This is a genomic window from Candidatus Halocynthiibacter alkanivorans, from assembly GCF_003333265.1.
Classification (GTDB): domain Bacteria; phylum Pseudomonadota; class Alphaproteobacteria; order Rhodobacterales; family Rhodobacteraceae; genus Halocyntiibacter_A; species Halocyntiibacter_A alkanivorans.
In genome coordinates, this window is record NZ_QOLB01000126.1 from 1 (window position 1) to 18,912 (window position 18,912).

18 protein-coding genes are annotated in these 18,912 nt (G+C 55.3%); 15 read left to right on the forward strand and 3 right to left on the reverse strand.

Features of this window, described 5'->3' with window-relative positions; translation table 11 throughout:
• Positions 1-42 precede the first annotated feature (42 nt).
• The 3 genes from DWA01_RS15460 to DWA01_RS15470 form a co-directional block, all read right to left on the reverse strand.
• Positions 43-222, reverse strand: coding sequence for a hypothetical protein (locus DWA01_RS15460; protein WP_114286713.1), 180 nt, complete (start codon positions 220-222; stop codon positions 43-45).
• Between the two features lie 400 nt (positions 223-622).
• Positions 623-1,093 (reverse strand): copper chaperone PCu(A)C, encoded by a 471-nt coding sequence (locus DWA01_RS15465; protein ID WP_114286727.1) that lies wholly within the window; start codon positions 1,091-1,093, stop codon positions 623-625.
• Positions 1,094-1,477: 384 nt separating this feature from the next.
• Positions 1,478-2,125, reverse strand: a complete 648-nt coding sequence (locus DWA01_RS15470; RefSeq protein ID WP_114286714.1) for a GntR family transcriptional regulator — start codon at positions 2,123-2,125, stop codon at positions 1,478-1,480.
• Between the two features lie 242 nt (positions 2,126-2,367).
• Here DWA01_RS15470 and DWA01_RS23900 point away from each other — a divergent pair, with 242 nt between their 5' ends.
• From DWA01_RS23900 to DWA01_RS15540, 15 genes are all read left to right on the forward strand, one after another.
• The gene (locus DWA01_RS23900; protein WP_268807747.1) at positions 2,368-2,490 is read left to right on the forward strand and encodes a hypothetical protein; all 123 of its coding nucleotides are present in this window, start codon (positions 2,368-2,370) and stop codon (positions 2,488-2,490) included.
• Positions 2,487-3,593: a Gfo/Idh/MocA family protein gene (locus tag DWA01_RS15475; RefSeq protein ID WP_114286715.1), complete on the forward strand. Its 1,107-nt coding sequence runs from the start codon at positions 2,487-2,489 to the stop codon at positions 3,591-3,593. The genes DWA01_RS23900 and DWA01_RS15475 overlap by 4 nt, the downstream gene beginning before the upstream one ends.
• A gap of 111 nt (positions 3,594-3,704) precedes the next feature.
• Positions 3,705-4,718: a TRAP transporter substrate-binding protein DctP gene (gene dctP, locus DWA01_RS15480; RefSeq protein ID WP_114286716.1), complete on the forward strand. Its 1,014-nt coding sequence runs from the start codon at positions 3,705-3,707 to the stop codon at positions 4,716-4,718.
• Positions 4,719-4,751: 33 nt separating this feature from the next.
• Positions 4,752-5,291: a TRAP transporter small permease gene (locus tag DWA01_RS15485; RefSeq protein WP_114286717.1), complete on the forward strand. Its 540-nt coding sequence runs from the start codon at positions 4,752-4,754 to the stop codon at positions 5,289-5,291.
• Positions 5,288-6,583 carry a TRAP transporter large permease gene (locus DWA01_RS15490; protein WP_114286718.1) on the forward strand — a complete coding sequence of 432 codons (1,296 nt, stop codon included), beginning with the start codon at positions 5,288-5,290 and terminating at the stop codon, positions 6,581-6,583. Before DWA01_RS15485 ends, DWA01_RS15490 begins: the two co-directional genes overlap by 4 nt.
• 43 nt (positions 6,584-6,626) lie before the next feature.
• Positions 6,627-8,519 carry a bifunctional sugar phosphate isomerase/epimerase/4-hydroxyphenylpyruvate dioxygenase family protein gene (locus DWA01_RS15495; RefSeq protein ID WP_114286719.1) on the forward strand — a complete coding sequence of 631 codons (1,893 nt, stop codon included), beginning with the start codon at positions 6,627-6,629 and terminating at the stop codon, positions 8,517-8,519.
• A complete protein-coding gene (locus DWA01_RS15500) occupies positions 8,516-9,388 on the forward strand; it encodes a shikimate dehydrogenase (RefSeq protein ID WP_114286720.1) in 873 nt (290 codons plus the stop codon). The genes DWA01_RS15495 and DWA01_RS15500 overlap by 4 nt, the downstream gene beginning before the upstream one ends.
• Positions 9,385-10,203 carry a citryl-CoA lyase gene (locus DWA01_RS15505; protein WP_114286721.1) on the forward strand — a complete coding sequence of 273 codons (819 nt, stop codon included), beginning with the start codon at positions 9,385-9,387 and terminating at the stop codon, positions 10,201-10,203. The genes DWA01_RS15500 and DWA01_RS15505 overlap by 4 nt, the downstream gene beginning before the upstream one ends.
• A 36-nt stretch (positions 10,204-10,239) precedes the next feature.
• Entirely contained in the window at positions 10,240-11,391 is a 1,152-nt protein-coding gene (locus DWA01_RS15510) for a Gfo/Idh/MocA family protein (protein WP_114286722.1), read from the forward strand.
• Between the two features lie 22 nt (positions 11,392-11,413).
• The gene (locus tag DWA01_RS15515; protein ID WP_114286723.1) at positions 11,414-12,070 is read left to right on the forward strand and encodes a hypothetical protein; all 657 of its coding nucleotides are present in this window, start codon (positions 11,414-11,416) and stop codon (positions 12,068-12,070) included.
• 26 nt (positions 12,071-12,096) lie between these two features.
• Positions 12,097-13,311 carry a Gfo/Idh/MocA family protein gene (locus DWA01_RS15520; RefSeq protein ID WP_114286724.1) on the forward strand — a complete coding sequence of 405 codons (1,215 nt, stop codon included), beginning with the start codon at positions 12,097-12,099 and terminating at the stop codon, positions 13,309-13,311.
• Between the two features lie 245 nt (positions 13,312-13,556).
• Positions 13,557-14,480 carry a sugar phosphate isomerase/epimerase family protein gene (locus DWA01_RS15525; protein ID WP_114286728.1) on the forward strand — a complete coding sequence of 308 codons (924 nt, stop codon included), beginning with the start codon at positions 13,557-13,559 and terminating at the stop codon, positions 14,478-14,480.
• Positions 14,461-15,870: an aldehyde dehydrogenase family protein gene (locus DWA01_RS15530; RefSeq protein ID WP_114286725.1), complete on the forward strand. Its 1,410-nt coding sequence runs from the start codon at positions 14,461-14,463 to the stop codon at positions 15,868-15,870. The genes DWA01_RS15525 and DWA01_RS15530 overlap by 20 nt, the downstream gene beginning before the upstream one ends.
• A 5-nt stretch (positions 15,871-15,875) precedes the next feature.
• On the forward strand, positions 15,876-17,660 hold the full coding sequence (locus tag DWA01_RS15535) for a thiamine pyrophosphate-binding protein (protein ID WP_235008574.1): 1,785 nt from the start codon (positions 15,876-15,878) through the stop codon (positions 17,658-17,660).
• A 26-nt stretch (positions 17,661-17,686) separates the two neighbouring features.
• Positions 17,687-18,451: an aldolase/citrate lyase family protein gene (locus tag DWA01_RS15540; protein WP_114286726.1), complete on the forward strand. Its 765-nt coding sequence runs from the start codon at positions 17,687-17,689 to the stop codon at positions 18,449-18,451.
• The last annotated feature ends 461 nt before the right edge of the window (positions 18,452-18,912 follow it).

Consider the following 18,912-nt stretch of genomic DNA (forward strand, 5'->3'; position numbering starts at 1 on the left):
TTCCGGTACATCAATGGGTTCTATAACCCTCGACGGCGGCATTCATCGCTTGGTGGAAAAAGCCCCTTGGCCTTCGAACGAAAGGCCGCCTAACATGAGATGAGAGACCGGAACTTTTGCGCGGCAAGTCCAAACAGGATTATCTTCGCTCACAAAGTCTTCAAGATGATCGGGGAAGAGAACCCCTTGCTCTCGATCATCGCCTTCAATGAAACGCTTCATCCAACATCTCCTGATTATTCAAAGAGATTAGCAGAAATGCACGTTTCCACACAGCCTCGGCCGTTCTTGACCGTTATGGTAGAGGGAAGTGCTCCGATTTCTGCATCAGGCATATTTCGACGAGAAGGGCGGATTTCGGTCATTCGCTGCAATTGCAAGCCAAGAAGGCGTAAGCGTAGGAAGCCGACATTCAGACAGTGGCGAAGCTCGGTTTCTTTCTGCGGTGCGGCCCATGCTTGGGACAACGCCACAAAGGATAACCCGGTTCCAGAAATACTTCGCTAGAATATCAAATGTACCGCAATTATCGTGAATTGCCGTTCGAGTGTGGGTGCCTTCTAGTGAGCACAAGCAAGTGGAATGAATAAGGCGCTCTTATCGCAATACTTGAGATTTCGCCTTATTCATTGACTGAATGGTTTCCATGGTCATCTCGGGTGTCATCGATCATGAATTCAATCGTAATTGGCCCGGCTTTTTCAAATGTCAGTGTCACTGGATACATCTGATCATCATCCAATACAGTCGTGAGCCCCATAAACATCAAATGTAATCCGCCGGGCTCAAGGACTACGGTGTCATCGGCTGGAACTTCGAGCGAAGGCACATGCGTCATGCGCACCACACCGTCTTTCATCTCTGAGGTATATATCTTCGCCGCTTTAGCAATAGGAGTTTCGACGCCGATCAATCTGTCTGAGGCATTGCCATTATTTGAGACTGCCATATAGCCCGCAGCAGTTTTTGCACCTTTTGGAGGTAGTGATATCGTAGGGTGAATGATTTGAATCGTGCCCTTGGTGATATCATGTGCTGTTGTGGGAGTTGCGAAAAGCAATGTAAGTGCGGACATCAGTAGTAATAGGCGCATGGGTTTCTTCCAGTGGATCAACATTTCAACAAGTGTTCAATATCTCTAACACTGGATAATGCAAGCAGTGTCCGTTGATTGGGCGCATGGAAGCCACAAGCGTACCATTTAACCAACCCATGTAGGGGGGGCGCATTATCTGAAATTGTGACGGGTTTTGTCCGGTTGTCGGGCGGCTACGTGAAGGTCCGCAATGCGAAAGCCACACTGCGGCGTTTGACACGGCGACAGAAGTCGGCCGTTCGTGACCGTGAAGAGAGAGGGAAGTAGCCCGATTACTGCACCATGCACATTTCGGCGCGAAGGGCGGCATCCGGACATTCGCTGCGGCATGCTCCAACAACCGCAATGCGCAACTGGTGAGTTTCTGGCACCACCTCTTTACTACAGAGCAGCCAGCGTATGTTCCAGGCCGCGCAGAATATGTTCTTTCAGAAATTTTTGGGCTCCGTCAGCGTCTCTGGCCAGCGCGGCGTCAAACATGTCCCTGTGTTCTTTTACCGCATCTTCACCGCGATAGGTCAGCACCAGCATCTGATACCGGAGGTATTTGTTGTAAAGGATTGAGTGCAGGCCGAGCAGGTTCCTGGAATTGCAGGCCTGGATCATTGCCAGATGGAACTCCCAGTCATAGCGTTTCCAGGTTTCCTTTTCGGAGTGATCGCCAGACAGCATGCGCTCTTCCATAAGGTGCAGCTTGTGATGGGCTGCCACGAGATCGCCCTCCCAGTCTGCATCGCCGCTTTCAATCGAGGCTTTCAGCGCCGAGCATTCAAGCAGAATCCGCAGATTCGCGATTTCTATAAGATCCTCTTTGGAAACCGGTGTCACAAAGAAACCCCGTTGTTCCTGGGCAGCAACAAAGCCTTCGCTTGCGAGGCGGTTCAGCGTCTCACGCAGGGTAGAGACGCTGGCGCCGTAACGTGTTTTCAGCGCGTCAAGCTTCAGCTTTAAGCCTGGAGCAAGATTGCCGAATATGATGTCATGCTTGATTTTTTCGTAGGTGCTGGACCCGACTGTGTTCGCTTGCATACCTACTCCGTAATAACGCCATTTTTTTTCCTGTTATGCCGCAATTTAGCACTTCATCAGATAATTCTCAAGAAACTATAAAATATGGCAATTACAAAAATATCATACATTATTGCCATTAAAGGTTTTGCTGTGTAAGTTGGTTGCAGCCGTTGACTGCCGATCGAACGCATCGCCGTACGGGTGGCGCCCAGGTCGGACAGCACAGCTGCATCGGAAATATAGAGATGAGGACAGGGCTTGTGGCCAACAATCTTTTAACATTGACCGGATTAAGTGGCCGCGCCGCAAATCGTGTACAGCTGGCGATCACTGAAAAAACAGAGCCAGCGGGCGCGTTGCATTTGGTGAGGATTTGGGAATGAGTGGACCCACCAAATTGGTCATCGCGGGCCTCGGTCTTGTCGGGCTGCGCCATGCCGAGGCCATCGATCGTCTGAAAGACGTTGCGCTGGCTGCAGTTGTTGACCCAGGCGAGGCCGGGCAGGTTTTTGCAGCTGAGCGTGGCGTGGCTTGCTACGCTTCACTGTCAAAAATGTTCGAAGTTGAACAGCCTGATGGCATTATCCTTTCAACACCGACACCGTTGCATGTGGAGCAGGCGCTTGAATGTGTTGCCCGGGGCTGTCCGACGCTGGTTGAAAAACCACTGGCTGTCTCATCCGAAGAGGCGTCGGTGCTTGTCACGGCTGCAGAGAACGCAAATGTTCCTTTGCTGGTTGGACACCACCGTCGCCATAATCCGCTGATTCAAAAGGCGCATGAAGTCATTAATAACGGAGAGATCGGGCAAATACGCACGGTCCACGCCAATTGTTGGTTTTACAAACCTGACGACTATTTTGACCTGGCCCCCTGGCGCAAACAAAAAGGCGCCGGGCCAATATCAGTCAACCTGGTGCATGACGTCGATCTTATCCGATATTTATGTGGCGAGATCGTCAGCGTTCAGGCGCAAGCGTCGCCTTCTGCGCGCGGATTTGAGAACGAGGATGTGGCCGCTGCAGTGTTGCGCTTTGAAAATGGGGCAATCGGGACCATCACCGTGTCAGACACTGTGGTCTCGCCGTGGAGCTGGGAACTGACTGCAAGTGAGTATCCGATCTATCCGCCCACGCAGCAAAGCTGCTATCTGTTGGGTGGCACACATGGCTCCTTGTCGTTGCCGGATCTTACGCTCTGGAGCCAGCCAGGCGGGCGGGACTGGTGGAAACCGATCAGTGCGACCACTTTGACCCGGGATGCTTCTGACCCGCTGGTGAATCAGATTGTGCATTTCGCCGCCGTAATTGCTGGAGATGAAGTGCCGTTGGTCTCCGGGGCTGAAGGATTGAAAACGCTGCAAGTGATTGAAGCGATTCAGGCCGCTGCGCAGTCCGGTGAGCAAGTGTTTATCGGGGGCGGGCAGGCCGGGGTGGGTGCAGAGTCTGCCATAGGCCCGCTGGAAAGCTCAATAAATACGCAATAAGTCAAAAATCTCATATATTTTTGATAAAATATTGCATACTGTAAAAAGTAAGGTAATAATTCTACTCAGAATGTCGCGGGGAATGCGACGTCAATGTCAGGGAGGACAAAAATGAGTATCAAATTTTCACGCCGGATGGCGCTGTCAGCGCTTGTGGCTGCAGGGGTTGCTGCGAGCGCCGCTATGCCTGCTTTTGCGAGCAGCGATCTGATCCAGTTGCGTATGTCGACATCTGGTTCTGCAACGGATCAGCGTTCGATCGCGATGGCAAATGTCTTTGGCCCCGCTATTGCGGAATTTGCCGAGTTCAAACCCAGCTATAACGCGACACTTTTCGCGCAGGGTACCGAACTAGCAGCGATCAGCCGCGGCAACCTGGAGATGTCAATCACATCGGCACAGGAGCTGGCACAGTTTTTCCCAGAGTTTTCGATCTTTACTGCCGGTTACGTTCATCAGGACGCGGCGCACCAGGTTGCTGTTTTCAACGACCCGTTGATGGATCCGTTCAAACAGAAAGCCGAAGATGAGCTGGGCATTAAATTGCTCTCTGTCATGTATCTTGGCCGCCGCCAGGTAAACCTGCGTCAGTCAAAAGAAGATCTGACAGTCGTGAGCCCTGCTGACCTAGCTGGCGTAAATCTGCGTATGCCCGGCACCGATGCTTGGCAGTTCCTCGGCAAGGCACTAGGAGCTTCGCCAACGCCGATGGCATTCACGGAGGTGTACACCGCCTTGCAAACCGGCGCTGTTGACGGCCAGGACAACCCGCTGCCGACAGTGGTTGACGCCAAATTCTACGAAGTGACCAATCAGATTGTTCTGACGTCGCACCTCGTGGATCTGAACTACATCGCCATTTCAAATGCGGTGTGGGATGAGATGACCTCCGAGCAGCAAGCTTCCGTTCAGGCGGCTGCCGATGCGGCTGCGGAATCTGGTCGTCAGGCACAACTTCAGAAAGAAGCTGATCTGGTTTCTTTCCTCGAAGAGAAGGGCATGTCGATTTATGAGCCCGATCTGGCAGCGTTCCGGAACCAGGTGCAAACCATGTACCTTGAAAGCGAGTTCGCTGAAACATGGCCTGAAGGTGTGCTCGATCAGATCAACGCCCTGGGCAACTGATCTCTTAAATTGAAAGATCCGTGGGAGGACAAAATGGATAACTTTAAGAAGTGGTTCATCCACGGGTCGGAATTCATCGCTGCTGGGATGCTGGCGGCGATGTTTCTCACTTTTCTACTGCAGATATTCTCGCGTTACGTGCTGCTCACGCCCTTTGGCTGGACGTTGGAGCTGTGTCTGACGCTTTGGATCTGGCTCGTGTTTTTCGGCAATGCCTTTGTCGTTCGTGAACGCGATCACGTGACCTTTGACATATTCTATCTCATGGCCCCTTCGCGGGTGCGCCGGTTTCTGGCCTTGATCTCAGCAGCTGCGATCGCGGGAGGGATGATCTGGGCCTTCTTGCCAACCTGGGATTACATCGACTGGATGAAAATCCGCAAAAGCGCGACGCTGAAAATTCCGCTCAGAACCGTCTTTTCGATCTACGCTATTTTCATGATTGCTGTGGCAGCGCGTTATATCTGGCGGTTCATCGACATTCTGCGCAACGGTCCACCAGACAGCGACCACGATATCCCGGGGCATGAACCCGAACTGCCCGCAATCCGCCACGGGGAAGACGCGATATGAGCTTTGAACTTGCTTCCTGTTTGCTGACGATGTTTGTGCTCGCTGGTATCGGCACACCCATCGGCTATTCAATCATCCTTGCTGCCGTGGTCTATCTGGGCTTTGCCGGTCTCGACATTGCGCTGGCGGGTGAAAAGATCCTGCAAGGGCTTTACAAAAGCTTTGTCCTGCTCGCGGTGCCCCTGTTCATCGTCGCGGCCAACATCATGAACGCCGGCACTATATCAGAGCGATTGCTGAACTTCTGTGTCGCGGCTGTCGGGCGTTTCCGCGGCGGATTAGGCCATGTGAATGTTGTGGCCTCGCTTATTTTTTCCGGAATGTCGGGCTCTGCTGTGGCGGATGCTGCCGGTATTGGCAAAATCATCATTGAGATGATGACCAAGGAAGGCCGCTACAGCCGGGGTTACGCTGCTGCGATAACTGCGGCCTCGGCCACAATTGGCCCGATTATTCCACCCTCCATTCCGATGGTGCTCTATGCGTTGGTTTCTAACACGTCTATCGGCGCGCTTTTCCTCGCTGGTATCCTGCCGGGTCTGGTGATGGGCGCCGTTCTGATGGCAATGAATTCCTATCTCAGCACCAAACGCGGTTTCGCAATGGAAGAGCCGGTGCCCTTACGTCAACTGCCGCGTCACACAGCCAATGCGTTTCCCGCGTTGCTGATGCCAGTTATCTTGCTCTACGGCATTTACGGAGGTGTCACCACGCCGACCGAAGCGGCCGCAGTCGCCGCGTTTTACGCGCTCGTGCTTGCGGGCCTGTTCTATCGGGCCTTGTCGTTCAGAGCTCTGTACGGCGTGCTGGTGGAAAGTGCCCGGTCTTCGGCTGCGGTTGGCCTTGTCATCGGCGGCGCACTGATCCTGAACTTCATCGTGATCTCTGAAAATATACCGGGTATGATGGCCGAAGCGCTGGTTGGCCTGGAAGTGCACCCGCTGCTGTTCTTGCTGGGCGTAAATCTGCTGATCTTGCTTCTGGGCTGCATTCTGGATGCGACTACAATCATCCTCGTAATTGTGCCGCTCTTTATTCCGACCTGTAAAGAGCTTGGGATCGACCTGGTGCATTTCGGCGTGCTGGTGGTGGTCAACTCGATGATTGGCCTGATCACGCCGCCATACGGCATCCTTCTTTTTGTCATCAACGCAGTGACCGGTATTCCGCTTAGGGAAATCATCAGTGAAATCTGGGCCTTCCTTGCGGTGCTGGTTGTTGCTTTGTTGTTGATGATCTTTGTGCCGGAAATCGTGCTCTGGCTGCCGCGGATGTTTGGATACCTGGGCTGATGACACATATGCACGTAGTCCCATTCAGTGCTGGGGTGCTCATATGACTCTCGCAATCGCAACGTCATCTGTGCCTGGGGACATCCGGAGCAAGCTATCGGCCATTTCACAAGCCGGCTTCGGAGGTATCGAGCTTTGCGAGCCGGACTTCACAAACTTTGACGGCACGGCAGAAGAATTTGCGCGTCTGGTTGCCGGTCAAGGGCTGAAGATCGGGCTTCTGCAGCCGTTCTGCAATCTGGAAGGGCTGGTGGGGACGGCCAGGGATCAGGCTTTTGATCGGCTCGAACAAAAATTTGACCTGATGCAGGCCCTTGGCACCGACCTGCTGATGGTGTGTTCTTCAGTGCATCCCGACGCGTCAGATGACAGCGGTAGGATTGCTTCTGACCTGGCCATGCTTGCAGAGCACGCGGGGAACAGGGGGCTGCGCGCTGCTTATATGGCGTTGCCTTGGGCGCGGCACGTCCGCAACGATACTGCTGCGCTTGAGCTTATCCAAAGCGTTGACAGTCCCCATCTCGGCGTTGCTCTAAACAGTTTCTTCTCGCTTGCTGACGGGTCAAAACCTGCACGGTTGCGTGACATTCCAGGGCATCGGGTCTTTCATGTGCAGTTGTCGGATTCCCCCGCGCTGATCCCGGATGGCCGCCACCTGAAGCAGCATTTCGGTCTGCTGCCGGGGCAGGGTAGTCTGAACCTCGCCGGATTTGTGCGCGTCATCGCAAAAAGCGGATATACGGGCGCCTGGTCTCTGGGCGGCGTAAACGATGTCGCGCCCCAGGGCGCTGCGAACAGGGTTGCTGCCGACGGATACCGGTCTCTCGTCAGCCTGTTGGATGATGTCGCGCGCAGCGGGCCAGACTTTGGCTTTGGCATCCCGGACGTGCCGGAACGCGTCTATGCATCCGGATTTGAGTTTGTTGAATTCGCTACCGATGATGCAAGTGCCAGATCCCTGACGTCCCTGCTTTCGTCACTTTGTTTTCGTATGGAACGCCGGCACATTTCAAAGTCCGTTGAATTGTGGCGGCAGGGCGCCGTCAACATCGTCGTCAATACAGAACCCGAAGGCTATGCTCACAGCGCCTTTGTCGATCATGGTCCTTCTGTTTGTGACATGGGGTTGCGGGTCAGTGACGCTGCAAAAACTGTTGCCCGCGCCGCCGCCCTTGGTACGCCGGTCTTCTTGCAGCCGGTGGGGGCCGGAGAACTTGATATCCCGGCAATCCGCGGAGTCGGCGCAAATGTAGTTCATTTCATCGACGAGAAATCCGATCTGCACCGGGTGTGGGATATCGAGTTTAATCCGGTTGCTTCGACTGAGGCGACACAGCCCGCGGGCATCCGCAGGATCGATCACGTCGCCCAGACCATGAAGTACGAGGAGATGCAAAGCTGGCTTCTTTATTACCTATCAACGTTTGAGATGGAAAAGTCGCCCATCGTGGATGTCGTGGATCCGTCGGGCATCGTGCACAGCCAGGCCATTGAAAGCCCGGAAGGAGAAGTGCGGCTCAACCTCAACGGCGCAGAGACGCGGCGCACATTGGCGGGGGCGTTTCTTGCGGAGCGCTTTGGTGCCGGTGTTCAGCACATTGCGTTTCTCAGTGATGATATCTTTGAAACTTCTGCACGTCTCATGGCCACCGGATTTCAACGCCTTTCTATTTCAGCCAACTATTACGCCGACCTGCAAACGGCGTTTGATCTTGAAGACGATTTTGTTCGCCGTTTGAAAGACGCAAATATTTTGTATGATCGGGACGGCGCCGGGGAGTATTTTCAGATTTACAGCACGCCGATCTTTAATGGGTTCTTCTTTGAAGTGGTTGAACGTCGCAATGGCTATTCCGGATATGGCGCCAGAAATGCCCCGGTCCGCCTGTCGGCGCAAATGAACCACTTGTCTGCTGCGGGGGCACTGGAACAATGAAAGCTGGTTTGATCGGACACGGGATTGCTGGCTCCCTGACACCCGCGATGCACGAAGCCGAGGGGCGGGCCCTGGGGCTTTCGTATCAGTATGATTTGCTGGATGTCAGCACGGAACGGTTTCGCAACATTCCGCTGAGCCGCATACTCGACCAGGCAGAAGCTGACAGTTACGTGGGGCTGAATATTACCCATCCGTTCAAAGTTGAGGTTGTCGAATATCTGAGTGAGCTTTCAGAAATCGCACGCACGATTGGTGCCGTAAATACCGTGGTTTTCCAGGGTGGGAGACGATTTGGTTTCAACACTGATTATTCCGGGTTTCTTGCAGCAGTTCAGACGGTACAGCCTGCTTTGTTCCTTGGCCAGGTCTTGCTGTTGGGGGCAGGGGGCGCAGGTACGGCGGTTGCACTTGCGCTTATCGATGCAGGTGTCAACAGGATTGTGATCCATGACAAGACACCTGGGCGCGGTGCGGCTCTGGTGGCGCAGCTGTCTGCGGCGCGGCCAGACGCATCTGTCGCCGTGGTTGACCGTCTCGTAACAATGGATCTCTCCCAATACGATGGAGTGGTGAATGCCACTCCGATGGGTATGAACGAGCATCCCGGCACTGCAATCGATGTTGCAGGCTTGCCGGAAACCACCTGGGTTGCCGATATCGTCTACTTTCCACTGGAAACTGAACTGCTTGTTCAGGCAAAAAAACGTGGATGCCAGACGATTAACGGCACCGGCATGGCTATTCACCAGGCGGTGGATGCTTTCAGCTTTATCACCGGAAAGCAGGCCGATCCGACGCGGTTTATGGCCTGCATTGAGCGGCTGATATCCCAAAAACAAATACCAGATGAAGAGTTGGTTCCATGACTGAACGTTCGGACGCTGAAGCAATCAGCCATTGGTGGCGCACATCAATAATTGACATGGAGCCGGGGCGCATCGCCTTTCGCGGTCACCCGGTTGAAGAGCTCATTGGCGCTGTTTCCTTCCCGCAAATGATCTGGCTGATGGTCCGCGGCACCTTGCCGTCTGAGGATGAAGCAAAATTGTTTGAATCTGCGCTTGTAGCAGGCGTTGATCATGGGCCGCAGGCACCGTCCATTGCCGCAGCCCGTATGGCCGCCACATGTGGACTTGGCCTGAACAATGCGATGGCAACTGCGGTGAATATGCTGGGCGATGTGCATGGTGGCGCCGGCGAGCAATGTGCTGAGCTTTATTATGACATCGCGACAAGGATGGATGAGGGTGCGGCGTTGCACGAGGCGGTTTGCCAGGGCCTGGACGCGTGGCGCGCCACTTATGGCAAGATCGTCAGCGGGTTCGGTCACCGGTTTCACAGACCTGTTGATCCGCGTGCTCCCCGGCTGATGGAGTTGGTGCGCGTGGCCGCCGGGCGTGGTGCGGTGGACGGGCGTTTCGCCGATATCGGAGAAGCCGTTCAGGCGGAATTGGGCCACCAGCGCGGCGGACGCCCGATAGCAATGAACATTGATGGGGCAACGGCAGTGATCTTTTGCGAACTGGGATTCCCGGCGCCGCTTTCACGCGGACTGTTTTGCCTGTCCCGCTCGGTCGGAATTCTGGCGCATGCCTGGGAACAGACCAACCAGGGCGGCCGCAACAAGGGGCCGATGCCGCCCCGCTATCTTCCGCTCTATGAGCCAGAAGAAAAAATCTAGCAGACAGAGTCTGCTTGCAAACTTTAGGGGAAAGAATTGGAAAAGCTGCGTATTGGCCTGATCGGGTGTGGTGTCATCAGCGACATCTATCTGAAGACATGCCAAAAATTTGAAATTCTGGAAGTGGTCGCCTGTGCGAGCCTGGATATTGCCGAATCCAGAGCAAAAGCGGCGCAATATGGCATTGCAAAATACTACACGCCTGAAGAGATTTTCAGTGACCCGGAAATCGACTGTGTGCTGAATCTGACCATTCCCGCCGTACATGCAAAAGTCAGTATCGCGGCACTGGAAGCGGGCAAGCACGTTTATTCCGAAAAACCGTTCGTCACGGATCTGGCGGACGGAGCGAAAATCCTCGCTCTTGCCAAAGAGAAAGGGCTTTGTGTTGGCAACGCGCCCGATACATTTTTGGGCGGCAGATGGCAAACTTGCCAGAAGTTGATTGAAGAAGGCGTTATCGGCGCTCCGACGGGCGCCGCCGCCTTTGTCGGCACTCACGGCGTTGAGCGCCATCACCCCAACCCTGATTTTTATTACCAGCCCGGCGGCGGACCTCTGCTCGATCTTGGGCCATACTATCTGACGGCTATGATCGCGCTGATGGGGCCGGTCAAACGGGTCTGCGGTTTCTCGCGCAAGACCTTTGACACCAGGATGATCGAATCCCAGCCGCGGCACGGGGAGATTATGCCGGTTGACGTTGATACCCATGTGTCCGGCATGCTGGAATTTTGCAGCGGCGCCATCGGGTCGATCACCGCGAGCTTTGACATCTGGGATTCCGAAACGCCACGGCTCGAGATCTACGGAGAAAAGGGCACACTTTGCATTCCCGATCCGGATCCTGTGCATGGCGCCAACAATTTTGACGGCGAGGTCTGGTACCGGACGCGGGAAACGTCCCGGTGGAGTTACCAGCCGCGCGTCCAGGGGCTCGAAAACTGGCAGGTCGCCGAAAATACCCATGGCTATAATGAAAACTCCCGCGGGCTCGGCCTGGTCGATCTGGCTTATGCTGTACGGGGCAGCCGCCCGGTTCGCGCAAGCGGCGAGATGGCGCAGCACGTCTGCGAAATCATGACCGGCATTCTGGAATCGCCAAAAAGCGGCGAATTCTGGGTTCTGAACAGTAGCTGCGCCACGCCTGCAGCACTGCCGGAAGACTTTCCCAATAGCGAAGCCTGAAGGTCGCGAAGGAGCATCACATATGAGTATCGAAACGCTAGACTTTGCGGAGCCGTTCTTCACTCTGCAATACCTGTCAGACGAGGTAAAATATCGTGTTGGTGACAGGACAATCGTCCTGAACCTGTCTGAAGAACCGATCAGAATTCAGGATCAGACGCTGGGTTTCCTACAATCAGTGATCGTAGCGAACACAGACATCCGAGAAGTCGGACACGCTGTTCTGATTGAGCGGTTCGCGTCTCATTCAGACGAGAACGCACTTTTCAAAGAGGTCAGGAACACCTGGCCGTCAGCCTGGGATGTCAGGCAGGAAGAGCGGCTGAAAGGTGTCAGCCACTATATGTCACCCAAGGTCCGGCTGGGGAATATCGGGTTGAGCATGTATCACTCCGGCTCGGTGCCGCTCAAAGTCGGGCTTCATAAATACCATCCGTTTTGCGATGTTCCGGGCTTTCGTGAAGTGCATACCCAGATCGTTGGGTTTGGCATGATGCAGCAGTGTCTCGAGAAGGACGTTCACAGTCTTTATCTTGAGGAACCGCTGGCACCCGGCGCGACGCACCGGCCAATGTATGACGCCGAAGGCAACTATCCCTGGCATCAGTATGAGACCATCACGCCAAGCATCTTTATGGCGGTCGAAATTATCCCCAAAGAGCAATCCAGCGCCACATGAAACCCGTGAATATCAGGAGCGAAGCCATGAAAGAGCAACTATTCCCGTCCGAATTTGACTTCGACGGTCCGTTTCCACGCCTGTCGCGCCGGCTGCGGATCGGCGTTGTCGGTGGCGGACGCATTTCGACTATGCAGGCGACGGCCGCGCGGCTCAGCGACCGCTGGGAAGTCGTTGCCGGTGCGTTGTCATCCGATCCGGAAAAAGCCAAGGCGCGGGGGGCGGAATGGTTCCTGCCCCAGGAGCGCTGTTATACGTCTTTTGAGGAAATGGCTCGGGTTGAATCAGGCCGGGTTGATGGTGTTGATGCGGTGATGATCACCACACCAAATCACGTTCATTTTGATGCGGCGCGGGTATTTCTTGCTGCTGGAATTGACGTGTTGTGCGACAAACCGCTGACGAACGAATTTTCAGAAGCGGCCGAACTCGTGCGCCTTACAGCTGAGACCGGTCAGGTCTTTGGCGTCTGTTACGCTATGACCTCGTTTCCGATGGTGCGCCAGGCCCGGGAAATCGTTCGCACTGGTGGCATCGGCAAAGTGAACCAGATCCATGTGGAATTCATGCAGGACTGGATGGTGCCGGATGACGTTGCCGATGCGGATCATGTGAAGTGGCGCCTTGATCCTGCCAAGTCCGGATCAACCAGTTGTACGGGAGATATTGGCACACATGCGCAGCATCTCGCGTCTTTTGTCTCTGGCCTTGAGATGACCGATCTGCGTGCGGAGATGCATGTTTGTGGCGCGCCCAAAGCGCTTGAAGATACCGTTATCATGATGACGCGTTATGCCGGCGATATCCCAGGCACATTGGTGGCGACGCGGCTTGCCTCCGGAAACCGCGGCGGGCTGCGCCTGCGTGTCTTTGGCAGTGACGGCGGTGTCGAATGGGATCTGGAGAAACCTGAAGAGCTGAAATTCAACCGGTTTGGCGAAGCTGATCGCATGCTGCGTCGCGGACATGGGCACGACATCAGCCCGAATGTGGAACGGTTTGTGCGCACAGCCCGCGGGTTCTCAGAAGGAATCATCGAGGCCTGGGCCAATCTGTATACGGAGTTTGCGCTTGCCGTTGCCGCGCGTCGCGACGGAATTTCGCCGCCAGAGGACTGGTTGAGCTTGCCGACGGTTGAGCAGGGTGCCCAGGGCGTCCGCTTTATCGAGGCCGCGGTGGACTCTCATCGGGCAGGCGGGTCCTGGGTCTCTTGCCGCATGGATCCTGACCTGCATGTCTGACCGGTTGCGGGCATAACCGCTTCCAGTTTAACGGAATATCGCATTTCGAAACACCTGTCTCGTTGACGGTATCGCGTGGCGACCCTGGGCGCCGCGCGTTTTTGACGCGTGATTTTGCTCCGGATATTCTGATTGTGCAGCGCAGTCATATTTCAAAAATAGCTGGCATTATTAAAAACATCATATATTATGTGTTTTGTAATATTAAAATCCGTTTGGCGGATTTTTTGCGGGAGTTGACTGAAATGCCCAACCGACCACAGCAGAGCGTTGAAAGCGCGAAATATTCTCTGGCCCATCTGACACTGATCGGCTGCTCCGCGCCTGAACTGGTCTATATCGCTGCGCGTGTTGGCTATGATTCCGTCAGCCCCCGCTTCATTCCAATGAATGTCGCGGGAGAATTTCCCTGTTCCCCTCAAGACAAGGACATGGTGCGCGCGACAAAGACCGCACTTGCGGCCACTGGCATTCAGGTGCTGGATGTTGAACTGGCGCGCATCACCGAAGATTGTGATCCACGGTCCTTTGAGGCAGCGATGGCGCTGGGTGGCGAGTTGGGCGCGAAGCGTTTAATTATGAGCGCCTGGACAACCGACCGGAATGACAGAAATTTTCTGGTGGATTGTTACGCGGAAACTTGCGAGCTGGCAGCGCCGTACGGGCTGACTGTCGACCTTGAATTTCCGACGTTTTCCCGCTTGCGAACACTTGACGAAACGCTGGATATCGTGCGCGCAGCGGATCGCGCCAACGGCGGTATTCTGGTGGACACGCTTTACCTGCACCTGTCGCGTGTTGACCCGGCTGAGTTGCTGCATGTCCCCAGCGATTTGCTGCACTTTTTGCATATTTCTGATGCTCTTCCGGGCATCGCTGACACCCGCCAGGGGATGATACAGCTTGCGCGGGATGCGCGGCTCTATCCGGGTGAGGGATGCATTGATTTCACCGGAATTATCGAGCGGATGCCAACAGTCGACTATTCGATTGAACTGCCCAATCAAAGTCGTGTCGCCGAGCTTGGCTTTGAAGAACACGCGCGCCGTTGCCTGCAACACGCCAAACGAACTTTCGGATCGGTCCGGTCCGAGCGCCGCCAGAACAATGAGAATCCGGCCGCATCTATTCAAGAAAATGAGGGAACCCATGGGTCGAGAACTCACTAAAGACGAAAGAACACTGGTCGCGGATATGCTGGTGCGTGCCCGCACCGCGATGGCTGAGGTCGAAGATTATTCCCAGGAACAACTGGACCGTCTGGCGCAGGCTGTCGCCTGGTATGCTGGCAATGAAAAGACCTTTACCCGTCTGGCTCAGCTGGGTGTAGACGAAAGCAGCATCGGAGACCGGGACGGGCGTCCGGGAAAACGCTTTAAGATTCACGGAGTGCTGAGGGACGCGTTGCGCCAGAAAAGCACTGGCATAGTTGAAGAACTGCCGGCGAAGGGCATCGTTAAATATGCCAAACCTGCTGGCGTCATCGCGTCGTTGGTGCCGATGACCAACCCGGCTCTGACGCCGCCTGTCACCGGTGTCTATGCCGCCAAAGCACGTGACGCAGTCATTTTCTCGCCGCATCCGCGCACCGCCGGCACCACGACGGAGATGGTGAACGTGATGCGCGCGGCCTGCAAGGCCGTCGGCGCACCGGAAGACCTGTTCCAGGTGGTCACAAAACCCTCGATCCCGCTGACCCAGTACCTGATGGAAGAGTGCGACCTGACGCTGGCGACTGGGGGCAAGCCGATGGTCAAAGCCGCCTACAGTTCGGGTCGTCCGGCCTATGGTGTTGGTGCAGGCAACTCGTCGATCGTGATTGATGAAACCGCCGATATTGACATTGCTGCGGCCAACACCCGTATGTCCAAGACCTCTGATTTTGGCTCGGGTTGCTCGGCGGACGGCAATATCATCATCCAGAAGTCGGTCTATGATCAGATGGTTAAAGCGCTGGAGGCCGAAGGCGGCTACCTGTGCAACGACGAAGAAAAATCCCTGCTCGAAAAGGCGATGTGGGACGAGAAGGGCAACCGCACGTTCCCGACCATCGCCTGCCGGCCGCAGCAGACGGCTGAAGTCGCTGGTTTCTCCGTTCCGGAGGGCTGCAAATTCCTGATGGTCGAAAACCAGGGTAAAATCGGTGCAGAGCACAAGTTTTCGAAAGAGAAACTGACTACATTGATGGCGCTCTATCACTTTGAGACGTTTGATGACGCGCTCAATATTGTGCATGACATCTATGAAACCGGCGGCAAGGGTCATTCCTGCGGCATCTATTCGCATAATGACGCCAACATCGACGCCCTGGCACGCCTCGCGCCGGTCAGCCGGATGATGGTGCGCCAGGCGCAGTCCAAGGCCAATGCCGGTGCTTTTACCAACGGCATGCCGATGACCTCCAGTCTGGGCTGCGGCATCTGGGGCGGCAACATCACCAATGAGAACGTCAGCCTCAAACATTTCATGAACTACACATGGGTAAGCCGGCCCATTCCCGAAGACCGCCCGTCTGAGCAAGAGCTCTTTGGCGAGTTCTACCAGACAACAGTGGAGTAAGAGCGATGCAGGACGACAAAATGGGCGCGACCAGGACCGTCGCAGAACACATCGTTGACTACCTCGAACGGCGCGACGTCAAACATATTTTTGGGCTCTGTGGCCACACCAACATTTCCGTACTGGCGGCACTGGCGGAGAGCCCGATTGACTTCGTAAATGTTCGTCATGAGCAAGTCGCCAGCCATGCTGCTGACGCCTACGCCAGGGTGACCGGTAAGGCTTCGGTGGTGTTGTCGCACTTGAGCCCCGGTCTGACCAACTGCGCGACCGGTGTGGCGAATGCGGCGATGGATTGTATTCCGATGGTGGTGATCGCCGGAGATATTCCGACGCATTATTACGGCAAACATCCGCATCAGGAGGTCAACCTGCACGCTGATGCGTCCCAATACGAAATTTACCGCCCTTTTGTTAAACGGGCGTGGCGGGTCGACCGGGCTGATCTGATGGCGGAAGTGCTCGAAAAGGCGTTTCACTTGGCTGAAAGTGGCCAGCCAGGGCCGGTACTTGTCAACGTGCCGATGGACATCTTCTCAGCTGAGATTTCAAGCGCGAGTTTTGACCGGATCCAAGACAACACGCGGGCTCTGATCAAACCATCTCTTGATGACGAAACCGCGCGCGAGATTATAAGGCGGATCGCTGCAGCGACCAGCCCTGTTGTCTATGCCGGCGGTGGAATCTTGTTGGCGCAAGCGTCTGAAGAGCTGCGCGATTTTGTCGATCACATGGGACTGCCCGTTGCACACAGCCTGATGGGCAAAGGGGCGTTGCGTGATGATCACCCGCTGGTCCTGGGCATGACCGGGTTCTGGGGCACTGAACTGGTGAACCAGTCCTGCCTGAACGCGGACTATCTGTTCGCCATTGGCACCCGGTTCAAAGAGGCAGACTGTTCGTCCTGGTATCCTGGGTACACGTTTAATATTCCCGGTACCAAAGTCATTCACATCGACATTGAACCGTCTGAGATCGGTCGGAATTACCCGGTGGAAATTGGTGCTGTCTCTGATGCAAAAGCCGCCCTTCGTGTATTGAACCGGGTTGCCAGGGAAATGTATCCCGCAGGCTTTGAACGCCCGGGACTGGTCAAAAAGATTGCCGACTTTCGTACAAATTTCAAATCTGGCAACGTGGCAAACCAGACTTCGGACGCGTTTCCAATGATGCCAGAACGCATTCTTGCGGATACACGCAAAGCGCTGCCCGAAGACGCCATCATCACCACCGATGTCGGCTGGAACAAGAATGGCGTTGGACAACAATTCGATATTCTGACGCCCGGATCTGTCCTGACACCGGGTGGGTTTGCGACGATGGGCTTTGGCCCTCCTGCTGCGATTGGTGCCAAGATTGCGGCACCGGACCGCGTGGTGCTGTCGCTGGTCGGTGACGGCGGCTTTGGCCAGAACCCGGCGATGTTGGCCACCGCTGTTGAACAGGGCCTGGCCATCATATGGCTTGTGATGAATAACAACGCTTTTGGGACCATCGCAGGATTGCAAAAGGCGCATTACGGGCTAACCTACGGTACGACCTTTCCTGGCCAGGCCGGGGCGCCTGAATTTGGCCCCGATTACGCGCAGATCGCCCGCGCCTATGGGGCTGAAGGTGTGAAAGTCAGCTCAGCTGATGCGCTTTTACCCGCGCTGGAGGCCGCGATTGCCAGCGGCAAACCCACGGTTATCGATGTGGCGATGATCAACAATCCGACGCCAACCACAGGGCACTGGAACATTCTCGATATTTATTCACCTGACAAAGACGTCTCACACGTCTCAACATAATCAAACAATCCATTCGGAGACTTACAATGCAAATTCCTCACAACCGGTTCAAAGCGGCGCTCAAGGGAAAACGCCACCAACTTGGCATGTGGAACGCCATCGGTGGGAACACTGTGTGCGAGGTTTTGGCAGGTTCTGGCTTCGACTGGGTTCTTGTCGATACCGAACATTCCCCTGTGGAGGTCGCTGAGATCCTGCCTGCGCTGCAAACGATTGCGGGTTACCCGGAGGTGTCCGCCGTCGTGCGCCCTGCAGTCAACGATCCGGTTCTGATCAAACGTCTGCTCGACATGGGGGCGCAAAGTCTGCTGCTCCCTTATGTGCAATCGGCGGAGGAAGCCAAAGCGGCAGTGAATGCGATGCGCTACCCGCCGCGGGGGATGCGCGGGGTGGCAGGCATTACCCGGGCAAGCCGTTTTGGCAAAGCAGACGATTATGTGACCCGCGCCGAAGAGGAGCTTTGCCTGCTTGTACAGGTCGAGACGGCGGTGGCGCTTGAACAGCTCGAAGAGATTGCGATGGTCGAAGGTGTCGATGGCGTCTTTATCGGACCGGCTGACCTGAGCGCCAGCATGGGTTTTCCTGGCCAGCCAGATCATCCCGAGGTCGTCGCCGCGATTGAAGGTGCGATACGTAAACTGGGGTCTCTTGGTGTTCCGGCAGGCATTCTTTCGCTGGATGAGGCGTTTTGTCGCCGCTGCATGGAGCTGGGGACCAGCTTCACCGCTGTTGGTGTTGATCTGGCGATCCTGGTGAGGGGAACAACTCAGTTGTGTGAGAGGTTTGAATAGATCCGTCACGCTGACACGACAGGTTCTGTTGTTGGGGAACGAGTTGGAGCGTACTGCGTTCCAATCGTTTCACACGCGCCGTCTGAAGAAAGAGAAACCCCATCCCAGACGGGGAACTTTCAGTGCGCGGCGCTGAGATTTCCGCAAGCAGTGCGGTGTCCCCAACCATGGGCGGGCCAGTTCTGTGCAATCCAAGCGTGATCGCTGTTGTCGCAGGTTGTGGGCCTGTAACAACAAAGACTAGAGCCTCAATCTGTGGCAGTGAGACGTTACAGCAGGCACCGATGCGATCTGCGAGCATGTCTCACCGCCCATTGACTTCGGGGAACTGGACTTGCCGCGCAAAAGTTCCGGTCTCTCATCTCATGTTAGGCGGCCTTTCGTTCGAAGGCCAAGGGGCTTTTTCCACCAAGCGATGAATGCCGCCGTCGAGGGTTATAGAACCCATTGATGTACCGGAA